A 25,674-nucleotide genomic window follows, 5' to 3' on the forward strand; every position below is an offset into this window, starting at 1 on the left:
GGGCGGCGTGATGGCCACTGTCGAGCCCGGCACCACGAGGACGGGCCGCGCGCGGGAGCTGGGGCTCCTCGTCGGCGCGGTCGTCCTCGGCATGGGCGCGTTCGCCCAGGTCGAGCTCGCGATGAACGACACCCTGCCCGCGGACTTCTATCTCAGCACGGCTGGTCTCGTCGTCCTCGCGACGGCGCTGCACCTCCTCGTGCGCCGCGTCGCGCCGTTCGCGGACCAGGTGATCCTTCCTGTCGCGGTGGCGCTCAACGGCATCGGGCTCGCGATGATCCACCGTCTCGACCTTGCCGAGCAGGCGAGCGGCCGCACGTCGGAGCTCGCCGGCAAGCAGCTGGGCATCACGGCGGTGGGGGTCGTCGCGGCGGCGGTCGTGCTCGTCGTCCTGCGCGACCATCGGGTGCTCCGCAAGCGTGCGTATCTGGCGATGGTTCTCGCGATCGGACTCATCGTGCTGCCGTTCGTGCCGGGGCTCGGCGTCGCGAACTATGGCGCGCGCATCTGGATCTCGGTCGCCGGTTTCTCGTTGCAGCCGGCGGAACTCGCGAAGATCGCGCTCGCGATCTTCTTCGCGGGGTACCTCGTGACGAACCGTGACACGCTCGCGCTGGCCGGTCCGCGGGTCCTGGGCGTCCAACTGCCTCGTGCACGTGACCTCGGCCCGCTCATCGTCGTGTGGGCGGTGTGTCTGGCGATCCTCGTGCTGCAGCGGGACCTCGGCACGTCGCTGCTCATCTTCGGGCTGTTCGTCGCGATGCTCTACGTCGCGACGGAACGCATCTCGTGGATCGCGATCGGCATGGTGCTCTTCGCGGGCGGGGCGGTTCTCGCAGCGAAGACGTTCGGGCACGTCGCGGCGCGTTTCGACGTGTGGCTCAACCCGATGGACCCGGCGATCTACGATCGTGCGCCCGGAGGCTCGCACCAGCTGGTCCAGGGCCTCTTCGGTCTCGCGTCGGGCGGCCTGCTGGGCACGGGCTGGGGCCAGGGGCACCCGGACCTCGTGACGTTCGCGGAGTCGGACTTCATCATCGCGGCGCTCGGTGAGGAGCTTGGTCTCACGGGGCTGCTCGGGGTCCTCATGCTCTACGTGATCCTCGTCCAGCGGGGTTTCCGTACGGCGATCGGCGTACGTGACGGCTTCGGCAAGCTTCTCGCCTCGGGTCTCGCGTTCGTCATCGCGTGGCAGGTGTTCGTCGTCGTCGGCGGCATCACGCGCGTCATCCCGCTCACGGGTCTGACGACGCCGTTCCTCGCGTACGGCGGCTCGTCGCTGCTCGCGAACTGGATCATCGTGGCGATCCTCCTGAGGATCTCGGACGCCGCGCGGCGCCCTGCGCCGCTGCCGGTGCGCGGCGGCTCGGCTCCCGTCATCCATGAGGCGTCGGCGACGCCCGAGGAGGACGCGGACGACGAGCCCGACGACGCGGTCCCCTACCCGGGTCCTGAGCCCGACACGCAGGCGACAGAGGTGATCCGGTGAACGACGCGATCCGCCGTGTGTCGACCGTCGCGATCGTCCTCCTTCTCGCGCTCATGGTCGCGGCGACGAACATCCAGGTGAGGGAGGCGCCCTCGCTCAACGCGGACGGACGGAACGTCCGATCGATCTACCGTGAGTTCGGGGTGTCGCGCGGGCCGATCATCGTCGACGGCAAGTCGGTCGTCTCGTCCGTGCCGTCGGACGACGCGTTCGGGTACCAGCGCACGTACACCGACGGACCACTGTTCTCCCACGTCACAGGCTATTTCTCGATCGTCTTCGGACGTGACGGGATCGAGCGCGCGGAGAACGAGGTCCTCAACGGCACGGCCGACTCGTTCTTCCTGCGGCGCATGCAGGACCTCGTCACGGGACATCAGCAGCGGGGCGGCTCGGTCGAGCTCACGCTGTCGCGCGAACTCCAGGAGGTGGCGACGGAGGCTCTCGGCGACCAGCGGGGCGCAGTCGTCGCGCTCGACGTGAGGACCGGTGCGGTGCTCGCGATGGTGTCGACGCCGACGTACGACCCGGCGCGCCTCGCGAAGCACAGCTCGTCGAAGGTCAACGACGCCTACCAGGAGCTTCTCGCGGACGACTCGCACCCGCTGCGCAACCGTGCGACGTCGTCCGTCTACCCGCCCGGGTCGACGTTCAAGGTGCTCACGGCGGCGGCAGCGCTCGAGTCGGGCGCCTACCAGGCGGACACGGTCATTCCGGCACCGGACACGCTCACCCTGCCGCAGTCGACGTCCGTCCTCCAGAACTTCGGTGGTTCGCGCTGCTCGCCGACGGGCGAGCAGACGCTCGCGGACGCGCTGCGCATCTCGTGCAACACGGCTTTCGCGATGCTCGGTGGCGAGGTCGGCCAGGAGCAGCTGCGGAAGACCGCCGAGGCGTTCGGCTTCAACGAGCGCTCGTCCGTGCCGATCCCGGTCGCGGCGTCGCGGATCCCGGCGGACCTCACGGCTCCTGAGCTCGCACTCAGCTCGATCGGCCAGATGGACATCGCGGCGACGCCGTTGCAGATGGCGTCAGTTGCGCAGGCGATCGCGAACGGCGGCGACCGGCTCGAGCCGTACCTCGTCGAGCGGGTGCGCGACGCGAACCTCGACGTCGTCTCGGAGGCGGATCCGTCGAGCGCGGGGCGCGCGGTGTCGGGCACGACCGCGCGTGCGCTCACGGAGATGATGGTCGGTGTCGTCGAGTCGGGCTCGGGCACGGCGGCCCGGATCCCGGGCGTCAGGGTCGCGGGCAAGACGGGCACAGCACAGACGACGAAGGATGCTGCGCCGCACGCGTGGTTCATGGGCTTCGCCCCGGCCGACTCGCCCCAGATCGCGGTCGCCGTCCTCGTCGAGAACGGTGGCTCGATGGGCTCGGAGGCGACGGGCGGCGCGGTCGCCGCACCGATCGCGCGCAAGGTGCTTGAGGCGGGTCTGCGGTGAGGCCCACGGCGGGGCTCGTCCTCGGGAACAGGTACCGGCTCGTCCGGCAGATCGCCGTCGGCGGCATGGGTGAGGTGTGGGTCGCACACGACCAGTCGCTCGCGCGTGACGTCGCTGCCAAGGTCCTCAAGGAGGAGTACGCGGGCAACGAGGACTTCCTCGAGCGTCTGCGCACGGAGGCGCGCAACGCGGCGGGCCTCAGCCACGAGAACATCGCGCAGCTCTTCGACTACGGCGAGCAGGACGGCTCGGGCTTCCTCATCCTCGAGCTCGTCGTCGGCGAGCCGATGAGCGACCTGCTCGAGCGGGAGCCGGTGCTGCCGCTACGACGGCTGCTGCCGATCCTCTCGCAGGCGGCCCGTGGCCTTCATGCGGCCCACGTCGGTGGGGTGGTCCATCGTGACGTCAAGCCCGGCAACATCCTGCTCGAGCACGGTGTCACGGTGAAGATCACGGACTTCGGCGTGTCGCTCGGGGCGAACCAGGTGCCGATGACGGCCGCCGGCATGGTCATGGGCACGGCGCAGTACCTGTCCCCGGAGCAGGCGATCGGGCGTGCTGCGACGGGGGCGTCCGACATCTATGCGCTCGGCATCGTCGCGTACGAGTCGCTCGTCGGGCACCGGCCGTTCACGGGGGCGACGGCCGTCGACATCGCGGTCGCGCACGTCAACGAGGCGGTCCCGCCGCTTCCGTCGACGGTGCACAAGGGTCTCGCGACGCTCGTCATGCAGATGCTCGAGAAGGATCCTGAGAAGCGCCCCCGTTCGGCGGCGGCACTCGCGCTGCGCCTCGACGAGCTCGCGCGTGTCTCCGAGCTCGACCCGTTGGGTCACCTCACGGACCGGGTTGCCCGTCATGGGGTGTCGGGCGGGAGCGTCGCGTCGACGGTGTCGCCGTCGTCAGCGTCGGCCGGTGTCCCCGCCTCGACGGCGGCAGCGGCTGATCCGGCACCGGCAGCGGTTCCGGCGCCGGGTGGCAGGATGCCGCCCTCGTTCGCGCCGCGCACGCGCCGCGAGCTGCGCGCCCGGCCGTCGGACCCCGCCCCCGTGGCCGCTGAGCCTGCGGGTCCTGCGCCTGCGGCGTCGGCCGCGGTTCCCGTCGTCGTCCCCGCTGCGGCGGCGACGCGTGCGGTGTTTCACCGACGGCCCGGCCCACCGGCACCACGCACCGCTGTCGAGCTGCCGTCGGACGTCGAGTCGGGTCCTGTGCGGACGACACGCGGCGCCACCGTCACGCCGGGCGACGGTGCGGCGGCGCACGGCGCCGGTGCTGCTGCGGTCCCGCCGGTTCCGCCGGCGCCCCGTCCACCGCGGACGACGCCTCCGCCGCCGCCCGCGGACGTGGCGACGCCCCCGGCCCGGGGCACGCACGACGGGCCGGCGGCGCGCGCGACGCGGCAGTCCGTCGGCTGGGAACCCGGTGGGACGTCGATCCCCGCCCCCCCTGGCGCACCGCCCGGGTGGTCGCCGTCCACTGCGACGTCACCCGCCTCGCGTCGGGCGACGTCACCGCCGCCGGTCCCTGCGCCGCCCTCAGTGCCGCGCGGGACGACGGGCCTGCGCCTCGGCGACCTCTCCTGGCCGCTCGTGGGGCTGCTCGTCCTCGTCGCAATCATCGTGGTGGCGGCGCTCCTCGGGAAACCTGGATCGGCGTCTGCAGCGCTCCTCGTACCGTTCGTGCGCCCGCCCCGCGGCCTCGGCGCACCGAGCCTCCGAACTGATGACAAGATTGCCGTGGTCGCGCGAGCGGCCCGGGACCGTAGGGCGGTCCCCCCGACGACGAAGGACGATTAGTGGATCACGAAGCACCCCGCATCCTTGCCGGACGCTACGAGGTCGGCGAGCTCATCGGCCGTGGCGGTATGGCCGAGGTCCACATCGGCCACGACGCTCGCCTGGGCCGGACCGTCGCGATCAAGATCCTCCGCTCGGACCTTGCGCGCGACCCGTCTTTCCAGGCGCGTTTCCGCCGTGAGGCACAGTCGGCCGCGGCGCTCAACCACCCGGCGATCGTCGCGGTGTATGACACGGGCGAGGAGACGTACACGGAGGCCTCCGGCACCGTCCAGCACGTCCCGTTCATCGTCATGGAGTACGTCGAGGGCCACACGGTTCGTGACATCCTCCGCACGGGGCACGCCGTGCCGATCGACGAGGCCGTGGAGATCGCGTCGGGCGTCCTCTCCGCGCTCGAGTACAGCCACCAGGCGGGCATCGTCCACCGCGACATCAAGCCGGCGAACGTCATGCTCACGCCGACGGGTGCCGTCAAGGTCATGGATTTCGGCATCGCGCGAGCGGTCGCGGACTCGGCGGCGACGATGACGCAGACGCAGGCTGTCATCGGCACTGCGCAGTACCTCTCCCCCGAGCAGGCGCGCGGCGAGTCGGTCGACGCACGTTCCGACCTCTACTCGGCCGGATGCCTGCTCTTCGAGCTCCTCACGGGACGCCCGCCGTTCCAGGGCGACTCCCCCGTCGCAGTCGCTTACCAGCACGTGCAGGAGGCTCCGCCGCGTCCGTCGAGCCTCGCGAGCGACATCCCGGAGACCCTCGACCGCGTCGTGCTGAAGTCCCTCGCGAAGTCGCGCGTCGACCGGTACGGCTCGGCCGCAGAGTTCCGCGCGGACCTCGAGTCCGCGATCCGCGGCGGTCATGTCGAGGCGGCGGGGATCGCGACGGTCGCCGCGGCGGCCGCGGCAGCGGCCGTGCCCGCGGTCGACGAGTCGGCGACGCAGGTATTCGGTGCGGCGACGACGCAGGCGTTCCCGCAGCCCGTCCAGCCGGCTGCGCAGGGCGGCGGCTGGGCACCCACCGGTGCGGGCGCGTCCGGGTTCCCGCCGGTGGTGACGTCCCCGGCGACCGCGACACAGGCGGTGACCGAGGCCGAGCCGGACACGAAGCGTCGTCGCACGCTCGTGTGGTCGCTCATCGCAGTCGCGGTCGCGGCGGTCGTCGCGCTCGTCCTCATCCTCGTGCTCAACAACAACAAGACTCCCGAGGTCAAGAACGTCACGGTGCCGACCGTCGTCGGCAAGACGCGGGCCGAGGTCAAGGAGGAGTTCGACGCGCTCAAACTCGTGCTCGTCCAAGAGCTCGAGGAGTCGACCGCGGAGCGCGACACGGCCGTGCGCTCCAACCCGCCCGAGGGACAGTCGGTTCCCGAAAACACGTCGGTGACGGTGTGGTTCTCCCAGGGCCCATCCGCGACGAAGATCCCTGACGTCGCGGGTCTCGACCAGGCGCGCGCCTCGCAGGTGCTCACGGAGGCCGGTCTCGTCATCGAGACGACACGCACGGAGCCGAGCGGCACGGTCGAGCTCGACCGCGTGACGCGCACGGAGCCCGAGGTGAACAAGGACGTCAAGAAGGGCGACAAGGTCGTGCTCTTCATCTCGAACGGCAACACGGACGTCCCTGACTTCGAGAAGATGGAACGCAAGAAGGTCGAGGAGTTCTTCGCGGCGAACCCGCGCGTGAGTGCGTCGTACGACTTCGAGGAGTCGGCGGACGCGAAGCCGGGCACGGTCCTGCGTCAGGCGCCGACGGCCGGTCAGGTCAAGCACAGCACGGTCATCCAGATCATCATCGCGCGTGAGCCCGAGCCGGAGACGGTCGTCGTGCCGGCGAACCTCGTGGGCCTCACGCAGGCGCAGGCCGAGGAGGCGCTGCGTGCGCGGAACCTCGTGCCGAAGGTCATCACGGAGCAGTCGTTCGACCAGGTGGCCGGCATCGTCTTCGACGTGCCGACGGGTGGTACGGCGGCTCAGGAGGGCGACGAGGTCGTCATCTACGTGTCGACCGGGCCGGGCCCGCAGGCGCCGACGGTTGACCCGACGACGGATCCGACGTCCGACCCGGGTGACGGTAACGGTGACGGTGACGGCCAGGGTGACGACGGCTGATCTCCGTCCGTTGACGCCACGAGCCCCCGACCGCTGGTCGGGGGCTCGTGGCGTTCCTGGACGCGTGGGGCTCAGCGCCGCACGAGCGGCGCGAGTCCGGCGGACCGCTCGACCGCGTCCGTGAGGCCGGTGAGCGCGAGCCAGTTCGCGAAGAGCCTGTGACCGCCCTCGCTGAGGACAGACTCCGGATGGAACTGGACGCCGTGGAGCGGCAGCTCGCGGTGCTGGAGCCCCATGATGATGCCGCCGGACGTGCGTGCGGTGACCTCGAGTTCGTCGGGCACCGTCGCGGGGACGACGGCGAGCGAGTGGTAGCGCGTCGCGGTGAAGGGGTGGGGAAGACCGTCGAGGACGCCGCGGTCCTCGTGCTCGACGCGGCTCGTGCGGCCGTGCATGAGCTCGGGGGCGTGTGTGACGGTGGCTCCGAAGGCCTCGCCGAGAGCCTGGTGGCCGAGGCAGACGCCGAGCATCGGCAGTGACCGTGCGGCGCACTCCCGGATGACGTCGAGGCTCGCTCCGGCCTCGGCGGGGGTCCCGGGCCCGGGCGACACGAGGACACCGTCGTACTCCCAGGTCGCGGGGTCGGGGACGGCGTCGTTGCGGACGACGGTCGTCACGGCCCCGAGCTGGTCGAGGTAGCCGACGATCGTGTAGACGAACGAGTCGTAGTTGTCGACGACGAGGATGCGCGTCACGGCGTCTCCCGGGTGGCGTGGATGGGTCGTGGTGCCATCATGCCGCGCCGGGGTGCACGGCCGCGCGGTCGTCCACGTCGTCGGTCAGGGAAGCGGGTCGACGCCGTCGGGGAGGCGGGTGTGCGCGAGGTTTGCGACCGTGCGGGCGGGCATCTCAAGGCTGTCCTGCGTGCTGACGTCCCAGCCGAGCCCGACGGCGTCGACCCATTCGCGGTACGTCGCGATCGCGTCGGACGCGTCGAGAGCCGCGGCGAGTGCGGCAGGGTCCCCGATGGCCTCGACGACGTAGGGCGGGGAGTAGACGCGGCCGTGGAGCGAGAGGACGTTGCCGACGCAGCGGAACGCGGTCGTTGTGAGGACGCGCTGGCCCTGGAGCGTCATGGCTTCCGCTCCCCCGGCCCAGAGGGCGTTGATGACGGCTTCGAGGTCCTGCTGGTGGACGACGAGGGTGTCGGCAGGGATCGTCGAGCCGACGGGCTGGGGCGGTGCGTCGTCGAGTGCGACGCGCAGCCCGGGTCCGGTGACGGGGACGGCGCCGGCGGCGACGGCGTCGCGCAGGTAGGCGTCCTCGTCGACGTCGGGGCCGACGGCGGGTGCGGCGCGCGAGATCTGTTCGTCGAGGTCCTCGAGCGTCTCCTCGACCTCTTCGACGCGGCGTTCCTCGACCTCGATGAGCTGGGCGAGGTTCTCGGGGTGGCGTTCACCCTGGCTCCGGGCGAGCCGGGCGGAGGACGTGAAGAGGAGGCCGGCGAGGGCGAGGACGAGCATGACGACGACGGGTGCTCGCTGGACCCGCCGTGCAGGGGTGTCCGCGGTCCTCATCCGGCTCGCCTCCATGTCTGCGCGGGGCGTGGTGCCGCCCGGGCACTAGGCTATGCGTTGTCACGGGACTGTGCGGTCCCGATCCCGCCGTCCCAGACAGGAGCCTCGCGCCGTGTCCGATCCGAAGCCGTCCGAGAACGAGTCGTCCCCCGCTGCCACCGTGAAGAAGCCGGTCGTGCCGCCTGCGGCGAAGAAGAAGGCCGCGTCGCTCGACAAGCAGCTCAAGCGTGAGGCTCGTGAGAAGGCGCGTGAGGCCGGGGTGAACCCGCGCTGGCTCGTGCCGACGATGCTCGGTCTCATGATCTTCGGCCTCGTGTACGTCGTCGTCGCGTACCTCTCGAACATGCAGTGGCCGATTCCGTTCCAGAAGGCCTTCAACCTCAACGGCAACTGGAACCTCGCGGTCGGTTTCACGTTCCTCATCGCCGGCTTTGGCCTGACGACGCGTTGGCGCTGAGCGTCGGCCGTTGACGCCGGGCTCGCCCAGGGTACGCGCGAGGCCCCCTGCATCGATGATGCAGGGGGCCTCGCGCGTACCCGCACGCCCCCGTTCCCAGGAATCCGAGCGGATGGCTACTGGTAGTGGCCATCCGCTCGGATTCCTGGGGCGGTGGACAGTCTGTCCCCATCGGTGGACAGGGCTGTGGATAACTACACGCTTGTAGTTCCACAGCTGTGAGTAACGCTGTGGAGAACTGTGGACAGCTTCGCGGAGGCAAGGTTGTCCACAGGCGTGCGCTCCGGCTCGACCGCGTGCACGGCCGACGTGAAGCCGTCGGGCGGCAGGAACGAGTCCTCGCCGACACGCGTCCACTCCGGCACCGTCGCGAACCGGACCGACGCCGCTGCCACGAGCACGACGAGCCCCACGACCGGCACGACGAACGCCCACAGGTGGCGCCGATCGCGCGGCGCGTACGCGAACGCCGCGCCGACAGCTGCACCCACGACGAACCCGCCGACGTGCGCCTCCCACGAGATCCCCGGCACGACGAAGCCGATGACGAGGTTGATGCCGAGGATCCCGTACACCTGCGTTCCGTCTCGGTCGAAGCGCCGGAGGATGACGACGAACGCCCCGAAGAGCCCGAACACCGCGCCCGACGCGCCGCGCACGGGCGTGAGCCACTCCATCGTCAACGGGTTCGCGAGCCACACGACCGCGACAGACCCGCCGAGCGCCGAGAGCAGATAGAGCGCAAGGAACCGACCTCGGCCGAGCAGCTGCTCGAGGAGCGGGCCGACCGACCACAGGGCGATCATGTTGAAGGCGATGTGGGTGGGGTTGTCGGCGTGGAGGAACGCCGCCGTGAGCAGCCGCCACGGCTCGAGCGCCCCGAGGACGGGCGCCATCTCGAGGTGCGCGGTCCAGACCTCGCGCGCCGTGAGCTGGAGGACGTAGCTGACGACGCACATCCCGATGAGCGTGAGCGTCACGACGGGTCGGCCCTCGCGCAGCCGCGCGCCGAGCGCCGTCCGGGCTGCGGGAGCGTTGCGGGCATGCTCGTTGACGCAGTCGACGCAGTGCACGCCGACGGCAGCAGGGCGCTGGCATTCGGTGCACGCGGGCCGACCGCACCGCTGGCAGCTGATGTAGGAGACTCGGTCGGGGTGCCGCGGACAGACGGGAGCCGCCGCACCCCCCGTCGGGACGTTGTCGCTCATGCGGGCATCCAGGGGTGTGCGGCGGCTCTCGGGACGTGCAGGAGAGGTCAGTCCTCGATCGTCACGCTGTTGATGACGATGTCCTCGACGGGGCGGTCGCCCGGACGGGTCTTCGCGGCAGCGATCGCGTCGACGACCTGGCGGGACGCGTCGTCGGCCACCTCGCCGAAGATCGTGTGCTTGCCGGTGAGCCACGGCGTCGCGTCGACGGAGATGAAGAACTGCGAGCCGTTCGTGCCCTCGGCCTTGCCAGTGAGCGGGTTGCGGCGCGTGCCGGCGTTCGCCATGGCGAGGAGGTAGGGCTTCGTGAAGCCGAGCTCGGGGTGGATCTCGTCGTCGAACTTGAAGCCGGGGCCACCCGTGCCGGTGCCGAGCGGGCAGCCGCCTTGGATCATGAAGCCGGAGATGACACGGTGGAAGATGAGGCCGTCGTAGAAGGGCTCGTTCGACGAGGCGCCCGTCGACGGGTTCGTCCAGGCCTTGGTGCCCGTCGCGAGACCCGTGAAGTTCTCGACGGTCTTCGGCGCGTGGTTCGGGAACAGCTCGACGCGGATGTCGCCCGCGGAGGTGTGCAGGGTTGCGAACATGACCTCATCCTCCCACGGAACGTCCACAGGACGGGAGTCGCGTCCCGTCGCGGCGGGACCCCAGTCGGTGGCAGAGTAGGGGGATACCTTCGTCACCGCGACCAGCAGGAGGCATCATGCTCGACGGCATTCGCAACCAGGCCAGGGAGACCCTCGACGGGATCGATTCCGAGAAGGTCAAGGACCAGGCCGCGACGGCCGCCGCCGCGGTGGGTGACGCTGCCGAGCAGGCGGCCCACGTCGCCGCGGTCCTCGCTGAGCGCGCCAAGGTCGCGGCGCAGGACGCGGTCGAGTGGAGCGCCCCGAGGCTCGAAGCGTTCAAGGAGTGGCTCGCCCCGCGGATCGAGAAGGTCTGGGACGAGACGGTCCAGGCCGCGGCACCGCGGGTTGAGGCGGCGGCCGAGAAGGCGCGGCCCGCGATCGACACGGCGCACGACAAGGTCGTCGACGAGTACCTGCCGCGCCTCGTGCACGCGTTCAACGCGGCAGCTGCGACGGCTGCGGAGAAGTCCGGGGCCGCAGCGTCGTCGACGGCAGAGCTCCTGGCGCGCGTCGCGGACGACGCCGCGGACGGCGGCGTCGTCGAGAAGGTTGCGACGAAGGCGCAGGACACCGTCGCGCACGGATCGGACTCGCTCGCGGGCGCGGCCGAGGTCCTCGCGAAGAAGGCTGAGAAGTCCTCGGGCAAGGGCAAGGCGTTCTGGTGGGTCGCGGGTACGGCGGCCGCCGCGGGTGGCGCGTATGTCGTCTGGAAGAAGTCCCAGCCCGAGGTCGACCCGTGGGCCGAGCCGTGGGAGAAGGTCGATACGTCGAGTTTCGAGGACGTCCTCGAGGACGCCTCGGACGAGGCGGAGAAGGCCGGAGACGCGGCCGCCGAGGTCGGGGGAGAGGTCGCGGCCGAGGTGGCTGACGCCGCCGCCGAGGCGCAGGAGGCGGGCACCGACGCCGTCGAGGCCGTCGCCGAGAAGGTCGAGGACGTCGCGGACACGGCGTCGAGCACGGTCGCCGACGCCGCCGATGCCGCGACCGATGCCGCCAAGGATGCCGCGGTCACGGTCGAGGAGAAGGTCGAGGAGGTCGCGGAGAAGCCCGTCCCGAAGCCGCGCGCCCCGCGCCGGACGACGCCCAAGCCCCCGAGCGAGGCCTGAGCAGCGACACCCGACAGTTGTCTGAGGGCCGCCTCCCCACGGGGGATGCGGCCCTCAGACGTCTGTGTTCAGCTCATCGCACCCGCGTACCGTCGGAGCTCCGACCGCCATGCGAGGACGGCGAGTCCGACAGCCGCCGCGGCGAGCGCGACGCCGGCAAGCACGACCCACGGCGTGACCATGCCGAACATCACCTGCGCAGGGACCGTCGCGACGAACGCGACCGGGACGACCCAGGTGAGCAGCACCGTGACGACACCGCCGTAGAGCGGCACGGGGACCCGGGCAAGGTTGAGCCCTGCGTGGACGAGGAACGAGGCGTCGAACTGGACCTGGCTGAGGGTCCGGACGCACGCGAGGACGGCCGCAGCCCACATGAGGACCATCCCGCACAGCACGCAGACCACGCTGCCGAGCACCGCCCACGCCCCCTGTGGGCCGCCACCTGCGGCGACCGAGGCGACACCCAGGCCGATCGCCAGCAGGATCTTCGGGGCGTCCTGCACGCCGAAGGTCCTCAGGGACGCGAGCAGGAGGCTGTCGACGGGCCGGAGCAGGATCGCGTCGAGGGACCCCGTCCGCACCATCTCTCCCCACGCGGAGATGTTCGGCATGACGACGATCCACATGACGGCGTCCATGAGGTACCAGACCGCGAGCAGGTACATGAGGCGCGGGAGGGTCCAGCCGCCTGCACCGTCGGTGTGGAGACTGACGACGAGGGACGGCACGGCGGAGATCGCGAGCCACAGGACCGAGACGAGGGTCCCGGTGACGAGGTCGGTCCGGTACTCGGCGGCCCCTTGGAGCGTCGCCCGCCACTCCCACGCCAGGACGCGCAGGGTGTGGCGCGTCCCGCCGACGGCCGTCGGTCCCGTCGTCGTGCTCACGACCCCACCGCCTCGAAGCGTCGCATGCCTCGTCGCCAGACGGCACGGCACAGCAGGTGCAGGCCGAGGACCCAGGCGGCACACTCCGCGACGAGCCACCAGGAGTGCTCGCCCATTCCGGCGACGATCTCGGGTGCCGCGCCCCCCGCGTACCAAAAGGGCTGGTGGACGAGGAGCTCCGGGAGGATCCCGGGGAGCAGGGCGACGGGAGCGACCATCCCGCCGACGACCCACTCGAGACCGAAGACGAGTCCCTGGACCCCCTCGGCCTTCGTGAGCCACAGCGCCACCGTGGCGACCATCGCGGCGACGTAGGCCACCGAGACGATTCCGAGCGTCCCGACGACGAGCGCGAGCACCCAGCGTCCCGGGTCGCGGGTGACTGTGCCACCACCGAGACCGATGACGAGCGGGACGCCGACGAGGACGACCGGGACCCTGTAGGCGTTCGATGCCAGTCCTGCGAGCGCCGAGGGAAGTACGGGAGGCACGGGACGCAGCAGGAGCGCTGCGAGCCGTCCGTCGTGGATCTGCGAGGACACCCCGAAGATGATGTCGCCGCTGATCCACAGGTTGGAGACGACGAGCATCATCGCGAAGTACGTCGTCAGCTGTGCCTGCGTGATGCCGCCGAGGGCGCCGTCGGCTGCAGCGCCGCGCCACAGCGCCATGAAGGCGAGCGGCACCACCCAGCCGAGCGCCCCGATCGCGAGCTGGGCACGATAGGCGGTTCGCGCCTGGAGCTCCGCGCGCAGCGTCGCCGCAGCGACCCGCAGCACGTGGCGGGAGCCGCTCACAGGGCGCCGTTCGTCGAGCAGCTCCGCGGCGACGCCCGTCACCGGGACTCGCCCGTCCTGTAGAGCGCAGCGAGCGTATCCTCGAGCGGAGGGTCGGTCATCGAGAGGTCCCACACCGCCTCGAGGGGTTCGAGCCGGGCGACGAGGGCGCCGGCGCTCCCGCGCCGCACCGCGAGCACGAGCTCGGTCGGGGAGTGCTCGACGATCGTCACGTCGTCGTCGACGCCGGCACGGACGAGGTCGGCGTCCGTGAGCGGTGTAGAGAGCTGGGCGCGGACCCGCTTGGTGTCGGCAGCCATCGACTGGAGCTCGCGCAGCGAGCCGTCGAAGGTGAGTCGACCTCCCGAGATCGTCATGACCCTTTCGGCGAGCGCCTCGATGTCGGCGAGATAGTGCGAGGTGAGCAGGACGCAGGCGCCGGTGCGGCGGACGTACTCACCGACGAAATCCCTGATCTGCACCTGTGCCTCGAAGTCGAGGCCGAGCGTGGGCTCGTCGAGGAGGACGATGTCGGGCCGGTGGAGGAGCGATGCCGCAAACTCGCACCGCATGCGCTGACCGAGCGAGAGCTTGCGGGCCTGCTGGTCGATGAAGGGCTCGAGCCCGAGGAGGTCGACGAGCTCGTCCCGGGTCTGCCGGAACTCACGCAGGCCGAGTCCGTAGGTGACGCGGTGAAGGTCGAAGGACTCCTCGACGGGCAGGTCGATGTGGAGCTGCCAGCGCTGTCCCATGACGAAGCCGATGCGCCGCAGGAGCTCGGGGTCCCGCCGCGACGGTACGTGACCGAGGACCTCGACGCGACCCGACGTCGGTGTGAGCAGGCCCGCGAGGCACTTGAGCGTCGTCGTCTTCCCGGCGCCGTTCGGGCCGAGGAACCCGACGACCTCGCCGCCCCGCGCGGTGAAGCCCACGTCCCGGACCGCAGTGACGGTCCGCACCTTGCGGTCGACGACTGAACGGAGCGCGCCGCGCAGCCCTGGATCCCTCACCGTGACGGAGAACTCCCGGACGAGATCCTCGACGACGATCATGCTGCTCCTCCGTGCGTACCCACGCGTTCTACCCGGCGCACTCTACGCCGACCCGGGCCCCAGCATCCTCCTCCGTACGCTTCACGTCGAGGAGATTTGAGGACTCTGTCACCCTGCATGGTTCTGGTCCGGCGCGTGGTTCTGCCTCGCACCCACGCCGCGCGCTGGGCCCGTCAGGTGCGTGACGCGACGAGCTCCGCGAGCTCGTCGACCCTCGGGTGCCCGACGGACGCTCCGGCGCGACCGATGGTCCAGCCGGCGACGGTCGTGGCGAGACGCAGCGCAGCTTGGGGATCCTCACCCGTGAGCAGGCCGTGGAGATAGCCGGCCAGGAGCGCATCGCCGGCCCCGACGGTCGAGACGACTCCTCGTCCGGCCCAGGCCTCGTCGTCGACGAGGGTCACGTCGTCACCGCGCCTGACGCGGACGCTCGCGCCTTTGGCCCCGCGGCCGAGCAGCACGTGCGTCGCGGGATAGCGGTCCCCGAGCGCATCGAGGAAGCATGCGTCCTCTCCCGCCGCCCCCTCGTCGCTCAGCGCGAGGATGTCGGCGGCCTCGAGGAAGTCGACGTCGTACTGCGGTGCGAGCTCGCGGAGCACGTGGACGTCGCACGCGACCGAGATCCCCGCTTCCCGCAGCCGTGGGAGCAGCGGTCGGTTCACGTCAAGGCCACCGACGACCGCGAGGTCGACACCGTCGAGGGCCTGTTCCACGACGTCGTCGGGGAACGAGACGGCGCCACCCTGCGCGTCCTTGAGATCGGTGTGCACCTGTCGGCGCCCGTCCCCGTCGACGAGAACGACGGTCTGGCACGTCGCCGCGAGCCCGTCGACGACACCGAGGTCGTCGACGCCGCGCGCACGGACCTCACGTCGCGCCCACCGGCCGGGCTCGTCGTCGCCGACGAGTGCAAGGAGCCGCACCTCGTGCCCGAGACCCGCGAGGGCCGCTGCGACGTTCCAGCCGGAGCCGGACACGCACGTCGTGACGCCGTGGAACGGATACGTCACCGGGAAGTAGTCGAGCGGGAACCTCTCGACGCGGAGGCTCGTCTCAAGGTTGAGCATGCCTGCAACGAGCACGCGCGCCATGGTGTCCTCTCAGAGGGTCGGGACGAGCATCGCGAGGTAGTCGGCTGTGTCCTCCCAGCCCTCGACCGCGTGGCAGCGCACTCCCATGTCGAGGACGGGCCGGTCGTTGCCGCCCTCGTCGAGGCGGTCGCCGACGAAGAGCATCTCGTCGAGAGGGACGTCCGCGAGCTTCTCGAGTCGCGCCATGCCGTAGGCCTTGTCGATGCCCTTGCGGGTGATGTCGACGGACGTCGAGCCGCCCGAGCGCACCTCGAGGTCGGGGACGAGCACGGCGACGGCATCACGCAGTGCCGCCTTCCGTGAGCCGTCGGGGTCCCACGCGGCCTTCGCGGCGACGGGCGCGGCCTGGCCGAGCGCGGAGAACGTGATCTGCGACTCGCGGTCCTCGAGGATCGGGCCCCAGGTCTCGGACTCCCAGAGGCCCAGGCGACGCGCCTCGCCCTCGACCGCGGCCAACGCGCGCTGCTTCTCGTCGTCCGTGAGGTTTTCGGCGTACTCCTGGTGCCACGCACCCTCGTGGTGACGCCAGTACTGCGTCCCGCACGTGGGCATGAGGTGGAGCCGCGCGAGGAGCGCGGGGTCGACGTCGCCGAGCCGTTCGATGACCTGCGCGCGGAACTGTGCGATCTGCCCACCCGAGATGATGCACACGGGGACGCGCTCGAGAAGAGCGAGGAGAAGCTCGACCATGCGGCCGTCGAGCGGGGACTTCGACGGGGCGAGGGTGTCGTCGAGGTCGAACGCGACGAGACGGGGGGTGGGCACGGATCTTCTCCTGGGTGACGGCGTCGGGATCGCGCCTAGCCTAGCGAGGTTTTCCCTGCCCTCGGATCGACCCGGACGACGAACGGCCTGCATCTCATGTGGAGATGCAGGCCGTCTGTGGTGGAGCCAGGGGGACTCGAACCCCCAACCCCCTGCTTGCAAAGCAGGTGCGCTACCAATTGCGCCATGGCCCCGTGGGTTTTCTGTGCCTCACTCGAAGGTGTCGGCGACCTCTGCCCAGAGGTCCTTGCCGGCGGACTCCTCGGTGTACTGCCGCCAGGCGTAGTACCCGACAGCGGCGACAGCCGCGACGAGAAGGAGCTTCTTCATGGGACAACCTCCTTGTGGGGTACTTCCGTGGGCCCAGGAGGACTTGAACCTCCGACCTCTTCGTTATCAGCGAAGCGCTCTAACCGCCTGAGCTATGGGCCCGTCGCCGCTCGCTGCAGGTTTCCCTGCGACGGCAGCGCACCGAGACTACCCCAGCATCGGCCCTCGCTCCAAAACGAGGTGCCGGGGAGCCCCGGAGCTCGTCGTCAGTCGTCCGTGAGCGTCATGTGCACGCCGCCCACGAGGGCTGCGACGACGTTGTAGAGGAACGCTCCGATCGTCGAGAGCGCCGTCATGAGGACGACATCGACGACAGCGATGATCATCGCGAGGGAGACGACGCGATCGCGTTCAACGTACTGGAGGATGTCGAGCTCGGACTCGGTCCCGACGATCTTCCGGATCGTCTCGTCGATCGACGTGAACACCCCGAGGTCGTTGAGCGCGTACCAAAACACGAAGGCCGCGACGACGATCATGATGCCGATCGCGATCGACAGGAGGAACGCCATCTTCATGACGGACCACGGGTCGATGCGCGAGAGCGTGAGACGGACCTTGCGCGGCGCGTAGTCCTCCTCGTCGAGGTGCTCGTCGTCGTGCTCGTCCACGGGCCTCGGGGCGCTGGTCGGCGCGGGCACCGGACCTGACCCGGCGGGCGCGTCAGGACGCGGTGCCGGGGTCTTCGGGGTGATCGCCGGCGGTGCGGCGTCCTGCTTCTCGGTCACGCTCGCTCCTCCTCGGTGCCCGTCACGTCGATGTCAGCGACGTCGGTCGTCCCAGTCTGCCCCGCCTCGGCGGTGTCGGCCTCCTCCTGCAGGGGGACCGTCCCGTCCGTGGACGCGGCGTCGGCGACGAGACCCTCGCCGTCGGTGGCCTCGTCGTCGTCCGCGGACTCCTCGTTGCGGGCGACGGCGATGATCCGGTCGTTCTTGTCGGGCTTGGCGAAGATCACGCCCTGCGAGGTGCGCCGGGTCGGGTTGACCTCACGCACCGCGGACCGCACGATCTTGCCGCGTTCCATGATGACGAGCACCTCGTCGTCCTCGTCGACGACGAGGGCGCCGACGAGGTCACCGTTCCGCTCGGGCAGGTTCGCGACGCGGATGCCGAGCCCGCCTCGGCCCTGGAGCCGGTAGTTGTCAACCGTGAGCTGCGTGCGCTTCGCGATGCCGCCCTCGGTCACGGTGAAGAGGAACGCGTCGTCACGGACGACGTCCATCGCGAGCAAGTCGTCGCCGTCGCGGAACTTCATGCCCGTGACGCCCGACGTCGAACGTCCCATGGGCCGTACCTGCTCGTCGTTCGCCGTGAAGCGGATCGACTGGCCCTTGCGGCTCACGAGGATGACGTCATCGACCGGGTCGACGATCCGCGCCGAGACGAGCTCGTCGGCCGTGCCCTCGTCGTCCTCGCGGAGGTTGATCGCGATGAGGCCGGCGGTGCGGTTCGTGTCGTACTCGGTCAGGCGCGTCTTCTTGACGAGGCCTCGCTTCGTCGCGAGAAGGAGGTACCCCGCGTCCTCGTACGTCCGCAGCGCGAGTACCTGGGCGATCCGCTCGTCAGGCTGGAACGCGAGAAGGTTCGCGACGTGCTGCCCCTTGGCATCGCGGCCGCCCTCGGGCAGCTCGTACGCCTTGGCACGGTAGACGCGGCCGAAGTTCGTGAAGAACAGCAGCCAGTTGTGGGTCGAGGTGACGAAGAAGTGGTCGACGATGTCGTCCTCGCGCAGCTGTGCGCCGCGGACGCCCTTGCCACCACGCTTCTGCGCCCGGTAGTTGTCGGTGCGGGTGCGCTTGACGTAACCGCCGCGGGTGATGGTGACGACCATCTCCTCCTCAGCGATGAGGTCCTCGATCGAGACCTCGCCGTCGAACGGGAGGATTGTCGTGCGGCGCTCGTCGCCGTAGCGGCCGACGGTCTCGTCGAGCTCGTCGCCGACGATCTCGCGCTGGCGGTCCTCGCTCGCGAGGATCGCGTTGTAGTCGGCGATGCGCGCCATGAGCTCGGCGTGCTCGTCGGCGATCTTCTGACGCTCCATCGCGGCGAGCGCGCGCAGCTGGAGGGCGAGGATCGCACGGGCCTGGATCTCGTCGACGTCGAGGAGGCGCATGAGGCCTTCGCGGGCATCGTCGACGGTCGCGGACGCGCGGATGAGCGCAATGACCTCGTCGAGCATGTCGAGGGCCTTGAGGTAGCCCGTGAGGATGTGGGCGCGCTCCTCGGCCTCGCGGAGCATGAAGCGGGTCCGGCGGACAATGACGTCCATCTGGTGCGTCGTCCAGTGGCGGATGAACGCGTCGAGCGACAGGGTGCGTGGCACGCCGTCGACGAGGGCGATCATGTTCGCGCCGAACGTGTCCTGGAGCTGCGTGTGCTTGTAGAGGTTGTTGAGGACGACCTTCGCGACAGCGTCGCGCTTGAGGACGATGACGAGCCGCTGACCGGTGCGGCCCGAGGTCTCGTCACGCAGGTCGGCGATGCCGCCGAGACGGCCGTCCTTGACGAGGTCGGCGATCTTCGCGGCGAGGTTGTCGGGGTTGACCTGGTACGGCAGCTCGGTGACGACGAGGCACGTGCGGCCCTGGATCTCCTCGACGTTGACGACGGCACGCATCGTGATCGAGCCGCGACCCGTGCGGTACATGTCCTCGATCCCGCGGCGGCCGAGCACCGAGGCGCCCGTCGGGAAGTCCGGACCTTTGATCTCACCGATGAGGGCCTCGAGGAGCTCCTCGCGGCTCGCACCCGGGTGGGCGAGGTGCCACCGGACGCCAGCGGCGACCTCGCGCATGTTGTGCGGCGGGATGTTCGTCGCCATGCCGACGGCGATGCCGGCGGAGCCGTTGACGAGGAGGTTGGGGAACCGCGCCGGCAGGACGACGGGCTCCTGGGTGCGACCGTCGTAGTTGTCCTGGAAGTCGACGGTCTCCTTGTCGATGTCCCGGACCATCTCCATGGCGAGCGGCGCCATGCGGCACTCGGTGTACCGGGGTGCTGCGGCGGGGTCGTTGCCGGGGGAGCCGAAGTTCCCCTGCCCGGCGATGAGCGGGTAGCGCAACGACCAGTCCTGGACGAGGCGCACCATCGCGTCGTAGATCGCGGTGTCACCGTGCGGGTGGTACTTGCCCATGACGTCGCCGACGACGCGCGTGCACTTGGAGAAGGCGCGGTCGGGGCGGTAGCCGCCGTCGTACATCGCGTAGAGCACGCGTCGGTGGACGGGCTTGAGGCCGTCGCGGACGTCGGGCAGCGCGCGCGAGACGATGACGCTCATCGCGTAGTCGAGGAACGACTTCTGCATCTCCTGCTGGAGGTCGACCTGGTCGATCCGTCCGTGGTTGACGACGTCGTACGCGTCGCCGGTCGTCCCGTTCTCGGGGGTGTTCTCGCTCACCGTCTCGTTCCTTCGCTCGGCGCTGGGCCGGGTCGTGCGTGGGGTTCCTGTCACTGGGGCCGGGCGGCCGTCAGATGTCGAGGAACCTCACGTCCTTGGCGTTGCGCTGGATGAAAGAGCGTCGCTGCTCGACGTCCTCACCCATGAGCACGGAGAAGACCTCGTCAGCCGTCGCCGCGTCGTCGAGGGTCACCTGGAGGAGGGTCCGGTGCTCCGGGTCCATCGTCGTGTCCCAGAGCTCGGAGTAGTCCATCTCGCCGAGACCCTTGTAGCGCTGGATCCCGTTGTCCTTGGGGATGCGCCGGCCAGCGGCGAGGCCGGCCGCAAGGGCCTGGTCGCGCTCGGCGTCCGAGTAGACGTAGTCGTGCGGAGCGTTCGACCACTTGAGACGGTAGAGCGGCGGCTGCGCGAGGTAGACGTGGCCGTGCTCGATGAGCGGTCGCATGAAGCGGAACAGCAGCGTGAGCAGAAGCGTCGCGATGTGCTTGCCGTCGACGTCGGCGTCGGCCATGAGGACGATCTTGTGGTACCGGAGCTTGTCGATGTCGAAGTCTTCGGAGATGCCCGTACCGAAGGCGGTGATGAGCCCCTGGACCTCGAGGTTGCTGAGCGCGCGGTCGAGGCGTGCCCGCTCGACGTTGAGGATCTTGCCTCGGATGGGCATGATCGCCTGGTTGTAGGGGTTGCGGCCGCGGACGGCGGAGCCGCCGGCGGAGTCGCCCTCGACGACGAAGATCTCGGACTCTTCGGGCTTGTTGGACTGGCAGTCCTTGAGCTTGCCCGGCATCGACGAGGTGCCGAGGAGGCTCTTGCGCGTCGCCTCGCGCGCCTTGCGCGCCGCGAGCCGCGCCTGAGCGGCCTGGACGGCCTTGCGGATGATGTCCTTGGCCTCGTTGGGGTGGGACTCGAGCCAGTCGCCGAGGCGGTCGTTGACGACGCTCTGGACGAAGGTCTTCGCCTCGGTGTTGCCGAGTTTCGTTTTCGTCTGGCCCTCGAACTGCGGCTCGCCGAGCTTCACCGAGACGACGGCGGTGAGCCCCTCGCGGACGTCGTCGCCCGTGAGGTTCTCGTCCTTGTCCTTGAGGAGACCCTTGGCGCGCGCGTAGCGATTGACGAGGGACGTCATCGCCGCACGGAAGCCCTCCTCGTGGGTACCGCCCTCGGTCGTCGAGATCGTGTTCGCGTACGTGTGCACCGATTCGGAGTAGGCACCCGTCCACTGCATCGCGATCTCGAGGGAGATGCGACGGTCGGTGTCCTCCGCCTCGAAGTCGATGATCTCGGGGTGGACGAGCTCGACCTTCTTCATCGAGTTGAGGTGACGGACGTAGTCCGTGAGTCCTTCGTCGTAGCGGTACGTCACGGTGCGGTGCCGAGGCGCGTCGTCGTCGGTGTCGCTCGCCAACTCGTCCTCGTCGACCTCCAGGGCGCGCTCGTCGGTGAGCGTGATCTGGAGGCCCTTGTTGAGGAACGCCATCTGCTGGAAGCGGGCGCGGAGCGTCTCGTAGTCGAAGGTCGTCGACTCGAAGATGGTGTCGTCGGCCCAGAAGGTCTGCGTCGTGCCGGTCTCGTCGGTCGGGGCGCCCTGACGGAGCGTTCCCACGGGCTTGCCCCCGTCGGCGAAGGACTGGTTCCACGTGAAACCATCGCGCTTGATCTCGGTCTCGACCCGCGTTGAGAGCGCGTTGACGACGGAGATGCCGACGCCGTGGAGGCCTCCCGAGACGGCGTACCCGCCGCCGCCGAACTTGCCGCCCGCATGGAGGATCGTCATGACGACCTCGACCGTGGGGCGACCTTCGGTCGGGTGAAGCGCGACGGGGATGCCGCGGCCGTTGTCGACGACCCTGACACCACCATCGTCGAGGAGCGTGACCTCGATGTGGTCGCAGTAGCCTGCGAGCGCTTCATCCACAGCGTTGTCCACAACCTCGTAGACGAGGTGGTGGAGCCCACGCTCACCGGTCGAGCCGATGTACATCCCGGGACGCTTGCGGACCGCTTCGAGGCCCTCGAGGACCGTGATCGAGGAGGCGTCGTAGCTGGGAGCGGAGGCCGTCGGGGATCCCGCGTCCGTGGTGCTCGGCTGGTCAGTCACTGGAAGAGGTGCTCCTCGGCTCGACGCTTGAAGTTCCGTGCTCTGCGGCGCCGCGCGCGAGCCCCGACCGCGGTCGGAGCATCGTCGCGACCGCGGGCCGTCGGACGGTCCGCAGCACTGTTCGCCCCAGACGAGGGGAGTCGAGCGAGCGCCGGTCGGGGGGCTCGTGACGTCCCCGTCGACGGGGTGTTGCCACGGGCCTGGCCCAACCTGTCCAGTCTACCTGCGACGGGCGGAATATCGGGCCTCAAACCCGTTATCCACAGTGATTTTCACAGCCATGACACGTCTTCCGCTGGTTCATGCACAGACGCCTGTGGATAACCTGTCAGCCCCACGTGTCCCGCGGTCCCCGACCCTTGACCCGCCGCGGTCCCCGACCGAAGGACCGCACGGTCGGACCGACGATCTTCAGCTCCTCGACCACCCCCTGGCCAAGTTCCTGCGCGAGCCTCCCGAGGAGCGACGGGCGGAGGAACTCGAGCTGCGTCGCCCACGCGGTCGAGCCGGCCTGGACGACGAGGACACCCGCGTCGAACGTCAGCGGAGTCGCATGCTCAGCGATCTCGTCGCCCACGACCTCCCGCCAGCGACCGATGACGCCACCGACCGAGACGTCCTTCGTCCAGCCACGCTCCGCGAGCAGACGCCCGACGACATCGCCGAAGAGCTGCGGATCCCGGCCCCCGGGCCGCGGCCCGGACCGCTGCTCGGCGAGCGGCGACGGTGACGTCACACCCGGCCGTGCGCCTCGCTCGCGCGCCGCTGCGCGAGCCCGGTTGAACGCTTCCTTGGCTACCTGCTGCGGCGACGGCAGCTCGACGAGGTCACGCACGTCCGGCGCAGGGCCGTCCGGATCGATCGCCGGCACACCTCGAGGCCGGGGGAGCTCGACAGGATCATCGGGCGACACGGGTGACCTCGCCGCCGTGCACGTCGAAACGCACCCCGACGAGAGACTCCGGGACGTCACCCGGCACCGCCGCCGTGATGAGCACCTGACGCGCCGGCGCGACGAGATCCGCGAGCCGCTGCCTACGCCGGACGTCGAGCTCCGCGAACACGTCGTCGAGGACGAGCACAGGTTCCCCGTCCTCGCGCGAGTCTGCGACCCAGAGGTCGTCGTCGGAGTCCCCGACGCCCTCCGTGAGGAGGCTGTACGACGCGAGCCGGAGCGCGAGCGCGAACGACCACGACTCACCGTGACTCGCATAGCCCTTCGCAGGCAGGCCGCCGAGAGTGAGCACGAGATCGTCGCGGTGCGGACCGACGAGGCACACGCCCCGCTCGATCTCCTTGGGTCGAAGCCGTGACATCGCCTCGAGCAGCTGAGCCTCGATCTCGGCGACCGTCGGCACGTGATCGGTCTCCGGGAGGTCGAGCGCAGCCACGAGGCTCGAGCGATAGGCGATCTCCGCCCGTCCCTGCCCCGCGCTCACACGGTCGTACGCGTCGTCGACGAAGGGCGCGAGCCCGACGACGAGACGCTGCCGGACCGCGATGATCTCGGCGCCCAGCACTGCGAGCTTCGCGTCCCAGACGTCGAGCGTGCGCAGGTCCGGGGAGCCTGCTGCGTCGTCGCTCGTGCTCCGACCCCGACGTCGCGGGCCGCCGGCCGTCTTGAGGAGCGCGGAACGCTGGCGCAGCACACGCTCGTAGTCCGCGAGCACGGACGCGAGCCGAGGGCTCACGAGGATCATGAGGTCATCGAGAAACCGACGACGCGCGTCCGGGTCACCCTTGACGAGCACGAGGTCCTCGGGCGCGAAGAGGACGGTGCGGAGGATCCCGACGACGTCCCGGACGCGTGGGACGGGTGAGCGGTTGAGGCGTGCCCTGTTCGCGCGACCGACGTTGATCTCGAGATCGATCGTCGAGGCTCGGTCTCCCCGGACGACCCGGGTCCGGACGACCGCCCTCTGCTCGCCCGCGCGGACGAGGGCGGCGTCGTTCGCGACCCGGTGGGAGCCGAGGGTCGCGACGTAACCGATCGCCTCGACGAGGTTCGTCTTGCCCTGACCGTTGGGCCCGACGAACGCGTTGACGCCCGGTTCGAGCTCGAGGTCGACCTGCGTGTAGGAGCGAAAGTCCTGCAGCGAGAGGTGAGAGACGTGCACCCGGACCCCGGGTGTCAGCTCGCGAAGCGGATGGGCACGAGCAGGTAGCGGTAGTGCGTCTGCGACTCACCCTCGAGGGAGTCTTGCCCGGTGAACTCGACCGGCTTGTTGGGGTGCGTGAAGCTCAGCCGGACGAAGTCCGTGCCGAGAGCCCCCAGCCCGTCGAGCAGGAAGGTCGGGTTGAACGCGACCGAGATGTCCTCGCCGACGAGGAGCGCCTCGAGGGCTTCCGACGCCTGGGCGTCGTCGCCCTGCCCTGCGTTGAGGACGACCTGACCGTCGGAGAAGGACAGCCGGATCGGGGTGTTGCGCTCGGCGACGAGCGAGACACGCTTGCTCGCCTCGATGAGTGCCGAGGTCGCCACGACCGCGTGGATCGGGGTCTCGTCGGGGAAGAGCCTGCGGACAGGCGGGTAGTCACCGTCGGTGAGCTGCGACGTCGTGTGGCGTCCGCCTGCTTCGAACCCGATGAGGTCGACGCCTGCACCGGTCGAGAGCGCGACGGAGACGTCGCCCGACGAGCCGAGCGACTTGGCGACCTCGGAGAGCGTGCGGGCCCGGACGAGCGCGACCTCGGAGATGTCGGTCTGTGCCGGCCGCCACGGCAGTTCGCGGAGCGCGAGACGGTAGCGGTCAGTCGCCAGGAGGGTGATCGTCGAACCCTCGAGCTCGGCACGCACTCCCGTGAGCAGCGGCAGGGTGTCGTCCTTGCTCGCCGCGACAGACACCTGGGCGACCGCCTCGGTGAGCTCGTCGCCCGAGATGACACCGACGACCTGCGGCATCGTCGGGAGAGCGGGGTAGTCCTCGACGGGCATCGTGAGGAGCGAAAAGCGGCTCGAACCGCACGTGACGTTGACCTTCGTGCCCTCGAGGACGACGTCGACCGGCCGGTTGGGGAGCGCACGCGAGATCTCGGCGAGAAGGCGTCCGGAAACGAGCACCTCGCCGGCCTCGGCGACCTCGGCGGGGATCTCGGAGCGGGCCGAGACCTCGTAGTCGAACGTAGACAGGCGGAGCACACCGACGGGGTCGGCCTCGATCCGTACTCCGGCGAGGACGGGCGCCGGCGGACGGGCGGGCAGTGTCCGGGCCGCCCAGGTGACGGCCTCGGCCAGGACGTCGCGCTCGACGCGGAACTTCATCTGCTCGCACTCCTTCTCGGTTCGGCACCCGTGAGCTCGCACCGAGACACAGGTCGGGAAGAAGACTACGCGACCTCGACGGTTGGGGTCATCTCTGAGCAGATGGTCCGGGAAGACCATCGATCTCGTGCTGCGGGTGTCGGGCGGTGAGGCTCATGAAGGTGATGTGGATTCCCTCATGAGAGAACTGTCATCGTCGTCGTAGGGCTTGTGGATCCTGGGGAAAGCACATGTTCTTGCAGGTCAGCCTTCGAA

At 70.0% G+C, this 25,674-nt stretch carries 21 protein-coding genes, 2 tRNA genes and 1 pseudogene; 6 read left to right on the forward strand and 18 right to left on the reverse strand.

All coding sequences use genetic code 11. The features are described from left to right. The first annotated feature begins 10 nt into the window (after positions 1–10). From C1729_RS09670 to pknB, 4 genes are read left to right on the forward strand one after another with little or no spacing between them, the layout of a single operon-like run. On the forward strand, positions 11–1,489 hold the full coding sequence (locus C1729_RS09670; RefSeq protein ID WP_102509757.1) for an FtsW/RodA/SpoVE family cell cycle protein: 1,479 nt from the start codon (positions 11–13) through the stop codon (positions 1,487–1,489). Beyond that, on the forward strand, positions 1,486–2,934 hold the full coding sequence (locus C1729_RS09675) for a peptidoglycan D,D-transpeptidase FtsI family protein (protein WP_102509758.1): 1,449 nt from the start codon (positions 1,486–1,488) through the stop codon (positions 2,932–2,934). Before C1729_RS09670 ends, C1729_RS09675 begins: the two co-directional genes overlap by 4 nt. Then, positions 2,931–4,730 carry a serine/threonine-protein kinase gene (locus C1729_RS09680; protein ID WP_102509759.1) on the forward strand — a complete coding sequence of 600 codons (1,800 nt, stop codon included), beginning with the start codon at positions 2,931–2,933 and terminating at the stop codon, positions 4,728–4,730. The genes C1729_RS09675 and C1729_RS09680 overlap by 4 nt, the downstream gene beginning before the upstream one ends. Beyond that, complete coding sequence (gene pknB, locus C1729_RS09685; protein ID WP_129590722.1) at positions 4,730–6,841, forward strand: Stk1 family PASTA domain-containing Ser/Thr kinase; 2,112 nt, start codon at positions 4,730–4,732, stop codon at positions 6,839–6,841. The genes C1729_RS09680 and pknB overlap by 1 nt, the downstream gene beginning before the upstream one ends. Positions 6,842–6,912: 71 nt before the next feature. Here pknB and C1729_RS09690 read toward each other — a convergent pair whose 3' ends face one another. Both C1729_RS09690 and C1729_RS09695 read right to left on the reverse strand, forming a co-directional pair. Beyond that, the gene (locus tag C1729_RS09690; RefSeq protein ID WP_102509760.1) at positions 6,913–7,536 is read right to left on the reverse strand and encodes an aminodeoxychorismate/anthranilate synthase component II; all 624 of its coding nucleotides are present in this window, start codon (positions 7,534–7,536) and stop codon (positions 6,913–6,915) included. An 84-nt stretch (positions 7,537–7,620) separates the two neighbouring features. Then, the gene (locus C1729_RS09695; protein WP_102509761.1) at positions 7,621–8,358 is read right to left on the reverse strand and encodes a DUF881 domain-containing protein; all 738 of its coding nucleotides are present in this window, start codon (positions 8,356–8,358) and stop codon (positions 7,621–7,623) included. 112 nt (positions 8,359–8,470) lie between these two features. Between C1729_RS09695 and C1729_RS09700 the strand changes: the two genes are divergently transcribed. Then, on the forward strand, positions 8,471–8,815 hold the full coding sequence (locus tag C1729_RS09700; protein WP_242493779.1) for a cell division protein CrgA: 345 nt from the start codon (positions 8,471–8,473) through the stop codon (positions 8,813–8,815). 194 nt (positions 8,816–9,009) lie between these two features. On the opposite strand, the gene C1729_RS09705 is transcribed toward C1729_RS09700, so the two are convergent. Further along, positions 9,010–10,023, reverse strand: coding sequence for a rhomboid family intramembrane serine protease (locus tag C1729_RS09705; RefSeq protein ID WP_102509763.1), 1,014 nt, complete (start codon positions 10,021–10,023; stop codon positions 9,010–9,012). Between the two features lie 47 nt (positions 10,024–10,070). Then, complete coding sequence (locus tag C1729_RS09710) at positions 10,071–10,610, reverse strand: peptidylprolyl isomerase (RefSeq protein WP_102509764.1); 540 nt, start codon at positions 10,608–10,610, stop codon at positions 10,071–10,073. 116 nt (positions 10,611–10,726) lie between these two features. Here C1729_RS09710 and C1729_RS14630 point away from each other — a divergent pair, with 116 nt between their 5' ends. Further along, positions 10,727–11,758, forward strand: coding sequence for a hypothetical protein (locus C1729_RS14630; protein WP_165375474.1), 1,032 nt, complete (start codon positions 10,727–10,729; stop codon positions 11,756–11,758). A gap of 68 nt (positions 11,759–11,826) precedes the next feature. Here C1729_RS14630 and C1729_RS09720 read toward each other — a convergent pair whose 3' ends face one another. From C1729_RS09720 to dnaN, 14 genes and pseudogenes are all read right to left on the reverse strand, one after another. Continuing rightward, complete coding sequence (locus C1729_RS09720; protein WP_165375475.1) at positions 11,827–12,648, reverse strand: ABC-2 family transporter protein; 822 nt, start codon at positions 12,646–12,648, stop codon at positions 11,827–11,829. Beyond that, positions 12,645–13,487, reverse strand: coding sequence for an ABC-2 family transporter protein (locus tag C1729_RS09725; RefSeq protein WP_102509766.1), 843 nt, complete (start codon positions 13,485–13,487; stop codon positions 12,645–12,647). Before C1729_RS09725 ends, C1729_RS09720 begins: the two co-directional genes overlap by 4 nt. A 362-nt stretch (positions 13,488–13,849) precedes the next feature. Then, positions 13,850–14,476 (reverse strand): annotated as a pseudogene (locus C1729_RS15385) (ATP-binding cassette domain-containing protein); the annotation flags it as partial. Positions 14,477–14,649: 173 nt separating this feature from the next. Then, the gene (locus C1729_RS09735; RefSeq protein ID WP_165375476.1) at positions 14,650–15,558 is read right to left on the reverse strand and encodes a carbohydrate kinase family protein; all 909 of its coding nucleotides are present in this window, start codon (positions 15,556–15,558) and stop codon (positions 14,650–14,652) included. Positions 15,559–15,576: 18 nt separating this feature from the next. Next, on the reverse strand, positions 15,577–16,332 hold the full coding sequence (locus C1729_RS09740) for an HAD-IIB family hydrolase (protein WP_165375477.1): 756 nt from the start codon (positions 16,330–16,332) through the stop codon (positions 15,577–15,579). 118 nt (positions 16,333–16,450) lie between these two features. Next, positions 16,451–16,526, reverse strand: a tRNA-Ala gene (locus tag C1729_RS09745). A gap of 16 nt (positions 16,527–16,542) precedes the next feature. Continuing rightward, positions 16,543–16,662: a DLW-39 family protein gene (locus tag C1729_RS15065; RefSeq protein WP_242493780.1), complete on the reverse strand. Its 120-nt coding sequence runs from the start codon at positions 16,660–16,662 to the stop codon at positions 16,543–16,545. A gap of 28 nt (positions 16,663–16,690) precedes the next feature. Then, positions 16,691–16,764: transfer RNA gene (locus C1729_RS09750), tRNA-Ile, on the reverse strand. Positions 16,765–16,868: 104 nt separating this feature from the next. After that, complete coding sequence (locus C1729_RS09755; RefSeq protein ID WP_207204598.1) at positions 16,869–17,390, reverse strand: DUF3566 domain-containing protein; 522 nt, start codon at positions 17,388–17,390, stop codon at positions 16,869–16,871. Further along, positions 17,387–20,059 (reverse strand): DNA gyrase subunit A, encoded by a 2,673-nt coding sequence (gene gyrA, locus C1729_RS09760; RefSeq protein WP_422917646.1) that lies wholly within the window; start codon positions 20,057–20,059, stop codon positions 17,387–17,389. Before gyrA ends, C1729_RS09755 begins: the two co-directional genes overlap by 4 nt. A 70-nt stretch (positions 20,060–20,129) precedes the next feature. Next, positions 20,130–22,157, reverse strand: coding sequence for a DNA topoisomerase (ATP-hydrolyzing) subunit B (gene gyrB / locus C1729_RS09765; RefSeq protein WP_102509770.1), 2,028 nt, complete (start codon positions 22,155–22,157; stop codon positions 20,130–20,132). A 328-nt stretch (positions 22,158–22,485) separates the two neighbouring features. Further along, positions 22,486–23,070, reverse strand: a complete 585-nt coding sequence (locus C1729_RS09770; RefSeq protein ID WP_242493781.1) for a DciA family protein — start codon at positions 23,068–23,070, stop codon at positions 22,486–22,488. Further along, the gene (gene recF, locus C1729_RS09775; RefSeq protein WP_102509771.1) at positions 23,057–24,274 is read right to left on the reverse strand and encodes a DNA replication/repair protein RecF; all 1,218 of its coding nucleotides are present in this window, start codon (positions 24,272–24,274) and stop codon (positions 23,057–23,059) included. The genes C1729_RS09770 and recF overlap by 14 nt, the downstream gene beginning before the upstream one ends. Before the next feature lie 14 nt (positions 24,275–24,288). After that, complete coding sequence (dnaN, locus tag C1729_RS09780; RefSeq protein ID WP_102509772.1) at positions 24,289–25,419, reverse strand: DNA polymerase III subunit beta; 1,131 nt, start codon at positions 25,417–25,419, stop codon at positions 24,289–24,291. Between the last annotated feature and the right edge of the window lie 255 nt (positions 25,420–25,674).

This window comes from Sanguibacter massiliensis (assembly GCF_900240335.1).
In the GTDB taxonomy this organism is placed as follows: Bacteria; Actinomycetota; Actinomycetes; order Actinomycetales; family Cellulomonadaceae; genus Flavimobilis; species Flavimobilis massiliensis.